The sequence below is a fragment of the Vibrio pelagius genome (assembly GCF_024347575.1).
Classification (GTDB): Bacteria; Pseudomonadota; Gammaproteobacteria; order Enterobacterales; family Vibrionaceae; genus Vibrio; species Vibrio pelagius.
Window position 1 is genome coordinate 716,949 of sequence record NZ_AP025504.1, and the last position, 14,799, is coordinate 731,747.

At 44.9% G+C, this 14,799-nt stretch carries 13 protein-coding genes; 5 read left to right on the forward strand and 8 right to left on the reverse strand.

Annotated features, from left to right (window positions below):
- Window positions 1-4 precede the first annotated feature (4 nt).
- Window positions 5-841 carry a LysR family transcriptional regulator gene (locus tag vsple_RS17410; RefSeq protein WP_261883193.1) on the reverse strand — a complete coding sequence of 279 codons (837 nt, stop codon included), beginning with the start codon at window positions 839-841 and terminating at the stop codon, window positions 5-7.
- A 115-nt stretch (window positions 842-956) separates the two neighbouring features.
- Here vsple_RS17410 and vsple_RS17415 point away from each other — a divergent pair, with 115 nt between their 5' ends.
- Window positions 957-1,604, forward strand: coding sequence for a glutathione S-transferase family protein (locus vsple_RS17415; protein ID WP_261883194.1), 648 nt, complete (start codon window positions 957-959; stop codon window positions 1,602-1,604).
- A 110-nt stretch (window positions 1,605-1,714) separates the two neighbouring features.
- On the opposite strand, the gene trpS is transcribed toward vsple_RS17415, so the two are convergent.
- The 7 genes from trpS to vsple_RS17450 all read right to left on the reverse strand — a co-directional run bounded on the left by trpS (window position 1,715) and on the right by vsple_RS17450 (window position 11,656).
- On the reverse strand, window positions 1,715-2,737 hold the full coding sequence (trpS, locus tag vsple_RS17420; protein WP_261883195.1) for a tryptophan--tRNA ligase: 1,023 nt from the start codon (window positions 2,735-2,737) through the stop codon (window positions 1,715-1,717).
- Between the two features lie 262 nt (window positions 2,738-2,999).
- Window positions 3,000-4,328, reverse strand: a complete 1,329-nt coding sequence (locus vsple_RS17425) for an anaerobic C4-dicarboxylate transporter (RefSeq protein ID WP_261883196.1) — start codon at window positions 4,326-4,328, stop codon at window positions 3,000-3,002.
- A 294-nt stretch (window positions 4,329-4,622) separates the two neighbouring features.
- Window positions 4,623-6,359: a M14 family zinc carboxypeptidase gene (locus vsple_RS17430; RefSeq protein ID WP_261883197.1), complete on the reverse strand. Its 1,737-nt coding sequence runs from the start codon at window positions 6,357-6,359 to the stop codon at window positions 4,623-4,625.
- A 13-nt stretch (window positions 6,360-6,372) separates the two neighbouring features.
- A complete protein-coding gene (locus tag vsple_RS17435) occupies window positions 6,373-7,236 on the reverse strand; it encodes an ABC transporter permease (protein ID WP_261883198.1) in 864 nt (287 codons plus the stop codon).
- 5 nt (window positions 7,237-7,241) lie between these two features.
- Window positions 7,242-8,168, reverse strand: a complete 927-nt coding sequence (locus vsple_RS17440; protein WP_261883199.1) for an ABC transporter permease — start codon at window positions 8,166-8,168, stop codon at window positions 7,242-7,244.
- Between the two features lie 101 nt (window positions 8,169-8,269).
- Window positions 8,270-9,793: an ABC transporter substrate-binding protein gene (locus vsple_RS17445; protein ID WP_261883200.1), complete on the reverse strand. Its 1,524-nt coding sequence runs from the start codon at window positions 9,791-9,793 to the stop codon at window positions 8,270-8,272.
- 21 nt (window positions 9,794-9,814) lie between these two features.
- Window positions 9,815-11,656, reverse strand: coding sequence for an ABC transporter ATP-binding protein (locus tag vsple_RS17450; protein WP_261883201.1), 1,842 nt, complete (start codon window positions 11,654-11,656; stop codon window positions 9,815-9,817).
- 249 nt (window positions 11,657-11,905) lie between these two features.
- On the opposite strand from vsple_RS17450, the gene vsple_RS17455 reads away from it, so the two are divergent.
- The 4 genes from vsple_RS17455 (at window position 11,906) to vsple_RS17470 (ending at window position 14,799) form a co-directional block, all read left to right on the forward strand.
- Window positions 11,906-12,376 carry a winged helix DNA-binding protein gene (locus vsple_RS17455; RefSeq protein ID WP_261883202.1) on the forward strand — a complete coding sequence of 157 codons (471 nt, stop codon included), beginning with the start codon at window positions 11,906-11,908 and terminating at the stop codon, window positions 12,374-12,376.
- Between the two features lie 87 nt (window positions 12,377-12,463).
- On the forward strand, window positions 12,464-13,210 hold the full coding sequence (locus tag vsple_RS17460) for a 5-oxoprolinase subunit PxpA (RefSeq protein WP_261884006.1): 747 nt from the start codon (window positions 12,464-12,466) through the stop codon (window positions 13,208-13,210).
- A complete protein-coding gene (pxpB, locus tag vsple_RS17465) occupies window positions 13,200-13,892 on the forward strand; it encodes a 5-oxoprolinase subunit PxpB (RefSeq protein WP_261883203.1) in 693 nt (230 codons plus the stop codon). The genes vsple_RS17460 and pxpB overlap by 11 nt, the downstream gene beginning before the upstream one ends.
- Window positions 13,882-14,799 (forward strand): 5-oxoprolinase subunit C family protein, encoded by a 918-nt coding sequence (locus vsple_RS17470; RefSeq protein ID WP_261883204.1) that lies wholly within the window; start codon window positions 13,882-13,884, stop codon window positions 14,797-14,799. The genes pxpB and vsple_RS17470 overlap by 11 nt, the downstream gene beginning before the upstream one ends.

Below are 14,799 nucleotides of genomic sequence, written 5' to 3' on the forward strand. Positions count from 1 at the left end.
AGCCTTAATGAGAGAGGTTGAGATCGCCCAGTCGATTTAAAAGATCTTTGTCTAACAGAGGGTGATGTTGCGATCCCAATATTAGCGCTATCTCTACAGCAGGCAGTGAGGGCATGTTTTCAAGGATCTTAAGCTCCGGTGGCACGCTCAATTTACCCATCGCCCCGACAGCTAAGCCAACTCTCACGATGGCGCTCTGAGCCGATGCTGTATTGCTGCAAGCTAGCAATCGATAGGCGGTGCCTTGTTTTGTCAATCCATTCACTGCGGCTGCGTGGTACTTACAATCGGTTTGAAACAGCGCCAACGGCAGCGATTCATGAGCATCGAAATCAAAGTCTTGGCTCGCTATCCACACCCCAACATCATTGGCGAGCCAGTAACCCTCTTCGCTATCAGGTGCACGCGTAACAATCGCTGCGTCGAGTCGTCCATCATCGAGCCACTCACGTAGCGTGATGCTTGGTTGGCTGAATACCTGAATCGAACAAGTGGGCTCTGCCTCCATCAACACCTCAATAAACTTGGGCAGCAAAGTGTCGTTGTAGTCTTCAGGGCAACCCAGTCGCAGCGGCTGCTTGTTCTCGTAACATTTGACCTGTTTCAGCGCCGTATTATGTAATGCCACGAGTTGTTCAGCATGAGAACGCAGTGCTAAACCAGCTTCGGTTAGCACAAGATTTCGCCCCTCCTTTTGGAACAAGGTGACGTTGAGCTCTTCCTCTAACTTGCGCATCTGAGCGCTAAATGCAGACTGGGTGCGGTTTATCTGTTTGGCAGCTCGGGTGAAACTGCTGGTTTCGACAAAGGCGAGAAAGCCCCTTAGCGCATCAATATCCATATCGATTTGGTACCCATCGTTTTTATTAATGTATTACATCAAAATTATCCGTTAGTGGCGCGCAATACAATCTCTTAAGCTGATAGTCAGACAAACTTAACGCAAGGAAGCCTTTATGAAACTCTTCATCGCTAATCAAAACTACTCTAGCTGGTCACTTCGTGCTTGGTTGATTTTAGCTCAGCACAACCTCGACGCCGAGATCACCAAACTGACACTATTTACGCCAGAATTCTACGAGACACTATCAGAGGTCACTCCAACTGCAAAAGTACCAACACTGGTCGATGACAACATCACAGTGTGGGATTCGTTTGCCATCTTAGAATACATCAACGAAGCGCATCTCGATGGTGCAGCATGGCCGGAGTCTGCATCAGAACGTGCCCATGCCCGAGCGATATCCGCAGAGATGCACTCTGGCTTTTTTGCTCTAAGAGAAGAGCTTCCGATGAACTGCCGAGCGCGTAGAAAAGTGATATTAAGTGAGGCGGCTAAGAAAGATATTGAGCGAGTGGATACCCTATGGTCCGAACAAAGCGAAAAATACCCTGACGGTTGGCTCTTCGGCGAGTGGTCTATCGCTGATGCCATGTATGCGCCTCTTGCTCTAAGGTTCAGAACCTATGGCATCGAACTTTCAGAAGCTGCGACTCGCTACCAAGAGCGTGTACTTAATAGTCCTGCCATTGTTAGGTGGTTAGAAGAAGCAAGCCTAGAGACAGATATCGTCGAAGAGGATGAAGCTGGAGAGCCGGTTTAAGGTTCAAAAAGATGAAATTCAATGAGGCTCGGTGTGAGCCTCATTGGTTTGGGTTGCCACTCACCGATGTGGGGAGTTTTCAATATGCGTTAGACATGTCCGCTCAACTTTCAGAAGATATTGAGCCCAAAGACATCTTTCACATCAAACAGAACTTTGGCTGTTTTTTCTCTCGAACGCTGGCTGCCAATAGATAAGATTTCCAATAGCTGAGCCTTGTCATCAAGGTACTCGGCCCTACGTACTCTGATTGGGCGAAGCATCTCTTGCAGACACTCTTCCAAGACTTTCTTGGTCGTGCCATCACCTAACCCACCACGTCGATAGTGCTCTTTGAGCTGCTCAACGTAATTCCTATCTGGGTGGAACGCATCAAGGTAAGTGAACACCACATTTCCTTCTACGGTACCCGGGTCCTCCACTCTCAGATGATTTGGGTCGGTGTACATAGATTTTACGGCTTTAGAGATCTCTTTCTCACTTGCGCCTAAATTGATGGCATTGCCCATCGACTTCGACATCTTGTTCTTACCGTCAGTACTGGGTAAACGCGGAGCATTACTGAGCAGAGGTCGGCACTCATTCAAAATGGTACGTCCAGCTAAACCATTTACCTTTCTCACGATCTCATTGGTTTGCTCTAACATTGGTAACTGGTCGTCCCCAACAGGCACTAATGTAGCGTTAAAGCCCGTAATGTCGGCGGCTTGAGAGATAGGATAAGTTAAGAAGCCTGCCGGAATAGATCGCTCAAAGCCCTTGTTTTGAATCTCACTTTTCACTGTAGGATTGCGTTCTAATCGACTGATTGAGACAAGATTGCTGTAGTACATGGTCAGCTCTGCAAGCGCAGGAACTTGTGACTGAAGGCAGATCGTGGTTTGAGAAGGGTCAATGCCAACAGCTAAATAATCAGCCACCACGTTTAAGATGTTGGAAGAGACTTTACTTGGGTTGTGCGCGTTATCCGTTAAGCCTTGCATGTCTGCGACCAGAATCGTCTGCTCATGCTGTGATTGCAAAGCCACACGCTGCTTGAGTGAGCCCACATAATGGCCTAAGTGCAGAGGGCCTGTGGCTCTGTCCCCAGTAAGGATAATTTCTTTTGTATCAGTGTATTGGTTGGTTTCCATAATGGTATCTCCTAGTAAAAATAAACCGCTACTGGAGATACAAAAAGAGATGACATTCTTAGCTACCTACCAGCAGCTTAAGAATGTAAGAATCCCGCGCCGCTCTAGTTAGAGCGCCACCAGATAATGAATGATGAAAGTGTAGGATTCGTTTGCATTCATTCAATTTAACAACAACATCTTATAAATTCAACCATCAAACAGATACAAAAACAGCGCCTTAATCAGCGCTGTTTTTATTACTAACTCATTGATATTTATATCAGCCTATAAACACCTTAGCTAACACGTAGCCTAAGCAACACGCACCCACCACACCAATCAAACCGACAGACATGAATGAATGGTTGAAGTACCACTTGCCAATTTTGGTAGTGCCTGAAACATCGAAGTTCACTGTTGCGATATCTGATGGGTAGTTAGGAATGAAGAAGTAGCCGTAAACTGCTGGCATCAAGCCAATAAGCAGCGCAGGGTCTAACCCTAGACCAAGACCTACCGGCAGCATCATACGTGCGGTTGCTGCTTGAGAGTTCACCACTACAGATACAATGAATAACGCCAGTGCGAACGTCCATGGGTAGTTAGTTACCATCTCAACGATGCCCGACTTAAACTGAGGCATGGCGTATTGGAAGTAAGTATCTGACATCCAAGCGATACCAAAGATAGCTATCGCCGCCACCATGCCTGATTTGAATACCACACCATTTGGCACGTCACGCGGATCGGTTTTAGTCGCCAGCAAAATGATACCGCCGAAACAGAGCATCATCATTTGGATGATCACCGACATCTTGATTGGCTTTTCACCGTCTACTATGGTTCTGATCTCTGGCACCATCGCCACAATAACGATCACCACAATTGAAAGTAGAAAGATCAATACAGCATTACGAGCCGACGTTGGTAGCACTTCATCTAAAGAAGTCGCAGTGGTGCTTTCAATGCGCTTTTTCCACTCTGGATCTTTTAGTCGCGCTTGGTAGTCAGGATCGTCATTGAGCTCTTTACCGCGCTTCAAGCTGTATAGAGACAATAACAACGTACCAAACAGCGTTGCAGGTACAGTTACAAGCAAGATAGACAATAAAGTAATCGAGTGCTGAATATCAGACAGCTGCGCTAAGTAGTAAACCACGGCTGCTGAGATTGGAGACGCGGTAATCGCCAATTGTGAAGCCACTGAAGCGGCTGCCATTGGACGTTCTGGACGGATACCATTTTTAAGCGCGACATCGCCGATGATAGGCATGATTGAGTAAACTGCATGGCCTGTGCCTAAAAGGAATGTCATCGAGTAAGTTACAAACGGTGCTATCAAGGTGACGCGTCTAGGGTTCTTTCTTAACACCCTCTCCGCCACTTGCAGCATGTATTTCAAACCACCAGCGGCTTCTAAGATGGAAGCACAGGTCACAACAGCAAGAATAATCAGCATTACCGTGACTGGTGGTGAGGTTGGCGGCATCTTAAAAATGAAGACCTCAATCACCAAACCAATACCAGAAACAACACCCAAACCTATACCGCCATATCGAGAACCGATATAGAGGACAACTAACAAAAATAGAAACTCAAAATACAACATAAGCTACCCTACCTAAAACATGGAATAGGGATATTTTCTCTATATGTTCAACGATTTACTTATTGCTAGGTCACACTCTAATTGACCATTCTAATAGATTGTTTTTTATAAGATTGGGGTCACGAATAGGGTAGGATAAGTTTAGGAATTGTAAAAACAAACCAGAATTAAAAGCGGCAGATGTTATGCATGTTAATGTTTATTGTTTTTCTTAATCCTATTGATTCTATAAAATTATGTACTAATAACATAAAGCGGTACATTGGCCGCTTTATGTCATTTCGAATTATACAATTATGGCTGATTGAGTTGGTGAAGATATTTCAAAGCACTGACTACAACCACCTTTTGAGCATCATGACCAAGCTTAAAGCGTTGCCCTTGAATGCTTTCATCAGGAAACTCGGTTATCAATGTTAGAGGGCATTTCAGTTCATCATTTTCACTAAACATTACAGGGACACTATTAACCACATCAAACTGTTTGGTTAAGTTGTGCCTTTGATAACACTCAAGTTGTTGCTGGTTGTATGGCATCAACTCCTCTACATCGTTTAGCGAATGCGTCACCACTTCAATCAGTTGGCGGGCTTGCTCTTCATAGCCAGGTAAAAAGCGCATAATCAAAAAGAACCCTTTAGGCAAAGACCACAAATCAAAGTTCTTTGGAATATACCCTGTTAAAGGTCGAGTCCACTCATGAGCGGGGTAGCCATGCAGATTTAAATGCAACAAAGCATCAACGTGCCTTAACCCTAAATCCCGCATCGCTCGCTCACACTGCTCTTCTGGTTGTTGATATTCAACATCGTTGCCATAGGCTGAGTACCGAGCAGCATGGTGCATGTGTGTCGGGTTATCGCTTAGCAATTCATGATAAAGCTGATATCCATCCACGTTGTGTACCGGAATGATCGCAGTTGAAAATTCTGCGTCTTCTGCAAGATATTCGTTTAAGCCACGTAACCCGCCCACTACGCCCGTAGTTTCATTGGCATGTTGAGCACCGGTAATTAATGCTCCGTGTTTGTTCTTATTGCTCGTAAACACCGCACCGTGAATTGTTTGGTTCAGTAAGCTTTTACCTTTAAAGCTCTCCCCACCATGAGTTTGAATTAAACCATTCAAGACACTATTCACTTGTTGCAATGTTAAGGTGCTTTCACACTCTTCAAGGTCTGTCACTGGTTCGTCACTTACAGGCTCAGGGCTAAAGGTTCGAAATGGCTTAAGTGACACTTTTATGGAAAACTCTGACCCGAAACGAATATTAGGGATGATTTGACCTGGGCGAATGTCACGGCTTCCAGACGGTTTACCACTGCGCTTTTGAACCCACTCCAACAAGCTAAAATAGAACTCTTCATGCAGAGCCTCTCGTAAGCTTATCGCTTCATCATAAAAAGGCAGAACATCGTCAGAAATCGGAAGGCTTACATCAATATGCAACTCTTGAAAAAGCGGTTCTTGCTCTTCAAAAGGATACGCCATAATCGCAGACATCGACTGCCAGAAAAGTTGCTCATAGGCACTTTCAATCCTATCACCATCGCTGCCATCAAGCACTTGAACCCATGCTGTCGGAGAACAAAGCCGTGCATCAACATGATCTTTATGAACATGATTTGGCGCAAACACTGTCGCCGTTGAAGTGGAGCCGCCCATTGAAGTCCACTCAACATGGTAAGTACTATCCGGCTGATGTGTTTGATATAACTCGATATGAGGATACAAACCAGCTAATGGATAACACTCTAGAAAGAAGCGTTTTGAATCAGGATTCAGAGGGTGTTGAGGCACACCCACTCGTATGGATTCTGTGTTTGCCCAATCGACATCAGAACACATAAAGAATTCAACTAAAGGTTTATAGGCGCTATAAATCTTCGCCTTTACCCCTTTGCGTTCCATCTCAACCTGTAAGGCAGTACGTGCCTCACGATCTGCGAATACCCATGCATTAAAGTCTTTCGTATAGTGACGCAGAGTTTCAAAATCGTCTTGGTAAATCTTTTCAAAAATGACTGTCATGCTATTCACCTATCTACGCAGACGTTGGATCCGTCTTATCTCGTAACCAATCACCCACTAAATTCGTCCCCAATACCGTTAACATAATTGCGATACCCGGGAACACACATACCCACCACGCCGATTGCATATAGCTACGACCGTCAGCAAGCATACCACCCCAACTTGGGATACTTGGATCAGACCCCAGACCCAAGAAGGTTAAACTACTCTCTAGCAAGATATTGTTACCAATGCTCAACACCATCAAGATCAGCACAGCATTTAAACTATTAGGCAAAATATGTCGCCACATAATGGTAAAGTTCGACACTCCCACAGCCTGCGCCGATTGTACAAACTCGCGCTCACGCAATGACAACACTGAACTTCTGACAATGCGAGCAAAGCCAACCCATTGAGAAAGAATCATAAAAAGGATGATATTTTCAACACTGGCACCCAATGTTGCGGTGAACACAATAGCAATAAGGATGAAAGGCAGAGCCAACTGAATGTCACCACAACGCATTAGGATAATATCCCAAATGCCTCGGTAATAACCCGCGATGAGACCAATAACCACACCCAGTGTCATAGCACCCAATACAGAGAAAACACCCACCATCAAAGACACTTTCCCGCCGACAACAATCCTCGCGAGCACATCACGCCCTAGCGGGTCAGTACCTAAAGGGTGATCCCATGACGTAAACGGCGGGAGTAGACGACTACGTAGGTCGATACTCATCCCGCCATCAGGAAACAAATAGCCGGACAGTAAAACGGCCGTAACAATAACAATACAAAGCCCTAAGCCAATATAAAGTTCAGCGTAAGTCCCCGAAAACTGGAACTTCTTTTCTGACTCTGGTGATTTAATCGTAACGCTTTCCATAGCCCCTACTCCTCACGAATACGTGGGTCTAATACACCATATAAAATATCTACGGTGAGATTCACTAAAATAACGATCAGTGCTAAGGCGATCACGCTCCCTTGTAGAACAGGAAAATCACGTTGTGCAATCGCATCAAACGCTAAACTGCCCATCCCCGGGCGAGCAAACACCTGCTCAATAATCACCACGCCACCCATTAGGTTGCCAAATTGCAAACCTAAATAAGTCACCAGAGGAATGGCACAGTTACGCAGTGCATGCTTATATAGAACCACCTTTTCACTCACCCCTTTACCACGCGCAACAGTAATGTATTGCGAACCTAAAGTGTCAAGCATAGTAGTACGGACCAGTCGAATATTGGTAGTAGCCAAAATAAGGCCAAGAGTCACAGTGGGTAAAATAAGGCTTGATAAACCTTCGTTACCACTTGCAGGCAGCCAGCCAAGGGTGACAGAGAAAATTAAGACAAAAATTAAGCCTAACCAGAAATTTGGAAACGACAAACCAATTAAAGAGATGACTCTGAGTAATTGATCTGGCCATCGCCCTTTATTCACCGCGGCGTATATTCCCGCTGGTAATGAGATGACGACAGAGAGTAGTAACGCTAGTACAGCCAGAAGCAATGTTTCTGGTAGTGCTTCGATAACCATATCAGCGACTGGCATCTTGGTATAAAAACTCGTGCCAAGGTCACCTTGAAACAAATTGAACACATAGGTCTGGAACTGAATCCAGAAAGGTTGATCTACGCCTAGACGCGCTCGGAGATCTGCGAGCTCTTCTGCGGTAATACTGCCAGCACCATCACCCAACATTAACGCTGTCGGATCGCCCGACAAACGAATAGCCCAAAAGACAATTAATGTAACAGCAAGCACGACAAACAGCGCTTGAAGAAAACGCTTAGCTAAAAACTGACTCATAATAATTTCTTATTTTAGTGGTATAAATACCCGAACTAAAAGCTAATGATGTGGGACACGATTAATACTCATGCCCCACCACCTTTAACCAAGAAGGTTCATTAGTTAACGGAAACTTCGTTGAATCGGAATCGGTTATCCGAAGGACCTTGGAAGTTTTGTACGCGGTTATTCACACCGTATAAGGTTTTCATGCTATACAACGGGATCTCGATGTATTCATCTTGAACAAACTGCGCCACATTTTTCAGAATTGGTAGTCGTTTTTCAGGATCAAAGTAGCTGCGTTGTTCTTCTAGCCATTTATCCAATTCTGCGTAGCTATCGTATGGGTTCCAGCGCTCTCCGGTGTGGTACATCAAGTACGCAGTATTGTCATAATCCATCGTCCAGCCGCCCCAAGAGTTTTGGTACATCTCACCGGTTTTGCCTTTTGGCATAATTTCAGATAGGTAGATGCCCGTCTCGTATGGCTTCACTATCGCATTAATACCAACCATGCTCAGGTAGCCTGCTGCCGCTTGTGCTACTTCACCAAAAGTCGAGTTTTCTGAACGATAGTTAATCTCCAACGTAGCGCCACGCTTTACACCCGCTTCCTTCAACAGCTTTTGAGCTTGTTGAGGGTCATAGCCATCAATTCGCATTGTATCGTCATAGCCAAATGACATAGCACTCTGGAAGCTAGAGATCATTTCACCCTGTCCCATTAGGATGGTGTCAATAATCGTTTGACGGTCAATAGCAAGGGTCAATGCTTTACGTACACGAACATCTTTTGTTAAGCCATTTTGGGTATTCAAGCGGAAAGCGTAGGTAGTCGGCCCCGGAACACTCACAAGCTTGCTCTTACTTGACTGTTCAAGCTGCGGCACTAACGCTGTCGGTACATTATCAATCACATCGACACGGCCGGCTTCAAGTTCAGCAACACGTGTTGCAGCTTCTTTAATAAAACGGAACTTCACCGTATCGACTTGCGCTGTGGTTCCCCAGAACTTATCAAAACGCTCTAGCATGACGGATGTTTTCGGCTTGTAATCGACCATTTTGAATGGACCCGTACCCACAGGGTGGCGATTAAAATAATCCGTGCCATGTTCAGCAAGGTATTTAGGCGGAACGATCATTGCTCCATAACCTGCCAACTTGGTTAGAATAACTGGGTCAGGTTTAGCCATATGAAAATCAACGGTATACGGGTCAATAATTTCTACAGAACCAATTGATGTATAGTTTGAGCGCTGCGGCCCAGACTTACCTTCATCTCCTAGCAAACGATCAAAGGTAAATTTTACGGCTGTTGCGTCAAACGCTTCACCATTGTGAAAACTCACGCCTTTACGTAAGTTAAAACGGATACGTGTATTCCCATCTAATACCTCCCAAGACTCAGCCAAAGCAGGCTTAAGCTTCAGGTTTACATCACGCTCTAATAGGCCATCATAAACATTGTTCGCAACTGCAGACCAAGCCACCATGTACGTATCGATTGGGTCCCAGTTACCGGCATCGCTAGGTATGGCAACTGTTAGCTGATCTTGTGCAATAGCCGCTGTCGACATCATTAAGACGCCGGATAATGCAATTCCTTTGTATATAGTGTTTAAGCTAAACGCTTTCATCAATAACTCCTTTTGATTCGATCACACAGACTCAGCAACCCAATGCTGCTCTGAAATGGCTTGTAGTGTGTGTATCTGAGGGGGATTAGTTACTTGTCGAATTGGACTTGGAATTTCACCTTCAAACGGGACAAATTCCTTATCAGTACGTGTGGGATCAGCAACAGGCACCGACGACAGTAGTTTTTTCGTGTAGGAATGTTGCGGGTTCTCAAAGATCGCTTGTCGAGTACCGTACTCAACAAACTGCCCTAAGTAGAGAACGGCAACACGGTGACTTATCTTTTCAACCACTGCCATATCATGAGTAATGAACAAGAAAGCTAATTTGTATTTGCTTTGTAATTCCATCAGCAAATTTAAGATTCGAGCTTGAATCGACACATCCAAGGCTGCGATAGATTCATCAGCAATAATAAGTTCGGGATCACAAGCCAGTGCGCGCGCAATGCCAACACGGGCTCTTTGACCACCTGATAGCTCATGAGGGAATCGGTTTGCATAGCTTTCATCAAGACCGACTTGCTCCAGTAGTTCGACCAGTCTTGCGTGCATCGCGTGTTTATCTGTGATCAACTTGTGCGTCTGAATTGGTTCTACAATGCTCTGCCCGACCGTTCGTTTAGGATTTAAGGCTGCAAAAGCATCTTGGAAGATATATTGAATCTTTTGCCTCAAGACTTTTTGGCCGCTCTTATCTTCAGCGAAAATCGAGTTTCCTTTAAAGCGGATATCGCCTTCGCTGATCGGCAAGAGTTGCTGAATTGTCCGCCCAATGGTCGACTTCCCGGAGCCTGACTCACCTACTAGCGCCAGTGTTTCACCGGGATAGATATCAAACGACACTTTTTCTACGGCAAAAATTCGATGGGTTGGCTTACCCCAAAAGTTTTTCTTCACATTGAAATAGGTAGAAACAGCATCAACTTCTAGCAGAGGCTTTGAGTAGTCTGACGTGTCTTGAACTGCTGATTCACCGATCGTTTTTAGTGTGCCATTATCGTACGTCAGCAAAGGTAGGCGTTTTGGAAAAGCCTCTCCCACCATGCTGCCCAAGGTAGGTACAGCCGCAAGAAGCGCTTGTGTATATGGGTGCTCTGGAGACAAAAATATATCTTTAACATCGCCTTGCTCTAATACTTTGCCTTGATGCATCACAACCACACGATCAGCGACTTCTGCCACAACCCCCATGTCATGTGTGATAAAGATGACAGCTGTATTAAACTCTTGTTGAAGCTCTCGAATAAGGTGCAAAATCTGAGCTTGAATACTCACATCAAGAGCAGTAGTCGGCTCATCTGCAATCAACAGCTTAGGCTCACACGACAGTGCCATGGCAATCATCACTCGCTGACGCATACCACCAGAAAGTTGGTGTGGGTAACGAGAAAATAGAAGTTCTGCGTCTGGTAGGCGAACCTTCTCTAGTAATTGAATGGTCTTCTGCTTCGCTTGAGCCATAGATAGAGGCTGGTGAAGGGTGATCGCTTCGCAAATTTGCTCGCCAACCGTAAGAACCGGATTGAGTGATGTCATCGGCTCTTGGTAGATCATCGCAATATCATTCCCACGCAGCGCTTCCACATCAGACTTAGGTAGCTTCAAAATATCAACACTAGCTTGCTGTGCATTTGGAGCAAAGTGAATACTACCGTCAATATCAACCGCTGCATTTTGCTCTAGAAGACGCATGATCGACATTGATGTTACTGATTTTCCTGAGCCTGATTCACCAACAATCGCCAATGTTTCACCCGGGTGAACACTGAAACTCAACCTATCAACGGCTTTGGTTTGGCTTTTCCCAAACACGACCGTCAAGTTATCTACCGTTAATAACGGTGATACACCACTTTCCATGTGCAGCCTCTGCATCTTATTCAAATCAATATCTACCGACCTCTTGTCGATAGAATGCTCAAAAAACAAACTTAAATTTACAATCTCAACTTGGCTTTTGAATAATTATGTACAACACCAATACCCTACTTCTATTGTGTAAACTAATCTACCCCGCAAACATTTGTCAATAAATTACCAATAATTCATTAACAAAGTGTTAGCAATGTGTATTATGGGTTTATAAGATAAATGCAAATGGATAGATAAATGACAAAGCGCAATATTGTTTCCGCGTCACGGTTAGTTTCACAAGACTCTCCCGAGTTATCTGAAATGGAGTTCGGATTAACCATACTTCACCACACTTATGAACGGTGGTTAACTCGCTGTATGCATGCTTCTGGTGGCCAAGAAATGACGCGAATCGAGGTGCTAATTCTTCATCACATTGCTCATAAGAACTCGGCTAAGCGGGTGGGAGATATTGGTTTTGTGCTGAATATTGAAGATACGCACATCGTGACTTACGCTTTGAAAAAATTAGTAAAAATGGACTATGTCAGCGTTGAGCGCATTGGCAAAGAAGCTTTCTATTCGATCACAGAAAGCGGCAGCGAGCTTTGTGATAACTACCGAGAGGTTCGTGAAGCTTGCCTCATCGATATATTAAAGGAGTCAGGAATTGCCAACGAAAGTATTGGGGACTGTGCTCGTACGTACGCTTGCGGGTCTTTATGATCAAGCGTCTAGGGCCAGCGCCTCTCTTTAATTCATTTTCATTGCATTCTAAATAGGGCATATATGGACATTACCGAAAAGAAGAATATTTTGATCAACTGCGATATGGGTGAAAGCTATGGAACTTGGACATTAGGTCAAGATTCGATGGTCATGCCTCATATTGATATGGCAAACATCGCATGTGGATTCCACGCTTCTGATCCTGTCAATATGGAAAATACGGTTGTATTAGCAAAACAGTCTGGGACACATATTGGTGCCCACCCGGGCTACCCCGACCTTTTAGGGTTTGGAAGACGCCCTATGGAACTTTCCGAACAAGAACTGCAAGCCAATATTTGTTATCAAGTAGGGGCGTTACAAGGGATCTGCGCCCTACACGATGTCGAAGTGGAATATGTGAAACCGCATGGTGCGTTGTACAACAAAATGATGCAGGACCCCGCGGTTTTAAAAGTGGTCATGCAAGCCGTTAAACATGCATTGCCGGGTTGCCCACTGGTTGTAATGGCAACACCACAGCAGGCTAGCATTCTGTCACTGGCCCAAGAGGTAGGTGTTGAGCTTTTATTCGAAGCTTTTTCCGACCGAGCTTATTGCGACCAAGGGCTGTTAGTCGACAGAAAAATAGAAGGGGCAACCCACAATAGTGTTGAGAAAATTATCGCCCAGATAAAGCAGATCTTACAATCAGGGACGGTCACAACTATTAGTGGTAATGTTTTATCACTGAACGTTGATACGATATGTATTCATGGCGATGGTCCTCATGCCGCAGCGATCGCTACTCAAATTGGTGAGTTGTCGGTAGGGAAGCAGCATGCAAGTTGAAAGTGTTAATGAAAATACCTGTATCATCTATTTCGGTGAGGTGATCAGCGAAGATACAGCCCATTTGATACAAAAGGCCGTAGTGCGTTTACGACACGCTTTAGGAGTAATATTGCTCGATATTGTGCCTTCATACACATCCATTCTTGTCTGCTTTGATCTAACCAAAACGGATCGTTTTGATATTAAAGCAAAAATCAATCAAGCGCTGATTGAAAGCAGTGACGATATCTCTGTTAATAATGACAGCCTATTGATCGAAATCCCTGTCTACTACGGTTCTGAAGTGGCGCTTGACCTCAACGAAGTCAGCCAACTGACTCAGCGTACTCCGCAACAAGTTATCGACATTCATTCAAGCAAAGAGTACCGAGTGTACGCCATCGGCTTTTCGCCTGGGTTCTCTTATTTAGGTAGCCTTGACCCGAAAATCATCGTGCCAAGAAAATCCAAACCTCGACTAAAAGTACCTACTGGTAGTGTGGGGCTGGCAGACAATCAAACTGCAATTTACCCAAGTTCAACGCCCGGTGGTTGGCAGGTTATTGGCCGAACTCCTCTTACCATGCTGGACTGGCAAAGCGAGACTCTTACTAAGCTTAATATGGGTGACCGTATCCGATTTAAGCCAATCAATAGAGATGAATATCAAGATCTTGGGGGGACATTCGATGGCATTTAAGGTCGTTCACCCTGGCGTATTATCGCTCATTCAAGATACCGGCCGATTCGGTTACCAAAGTATCGGAATCACCAGCGGTGGCCCAATGGATGAACATGCATTCTTCTGGTGCAACCACCTATTAAACAACCCTGTCAATGCCAGTGTTTTAGAAATTACTTTTGGGTTATTGCAATTGGAAGTGACTGCCGCCACCAATATCGCACTTACAGGGGCAAACTTAGGGGCAAAACTCAATGATAAACCCTTGGCGGTTTGGCAAACTTACTCCGTAAAGCCTGGTGATCAATTGCATTTTGAGCAACCTATCAGTGGCTTAAGAGCCTACTTAGGTGTTGCAGGAGGCTTCCATTGTTCACTTCAATTAGGGAGTAGCTCCACCGTTGTTCGCGAACAACTCGGTGGCCTAAATAGCCAAGGTTCGGCACTGAAAGCAGGTGATCTTTTATCTTTTAGATCTTGTGTTCCATTGCCACAGCAAAAAACACCTGACTGGGCCATTGAACATTACGATAAGCCCTTGGCATTAGGGGTCGTCTGCGGATATCAACACAACGATTTTGATAGTGACGCTAAACATCACTTTTTCAACTCGCCGTATACGGTGACACAAAATATTGACCGCATGGGTTATAGACTTAATGGTACCGCAATCCCTTGCTTACGTGACGGCATAATATCTGAAGGGATTGCCTTTGGTGCTATACAAGTTCCAAGCAATGGTCAGCCCATTATACTTATGCGAGATAGGCAAACTATTGGTGGCTATCCTAAAATTGGTACTCTCGGAGGACTAGGGGCTAGCCGTCTTGCTCAGCGATTACCCGATCAAGAGGTGTCATTTAAACCAATGGATATCAGCGAAGCCGAAATAGAACGCCGCCTGTTTCTTCGAACTTTTTTGTAA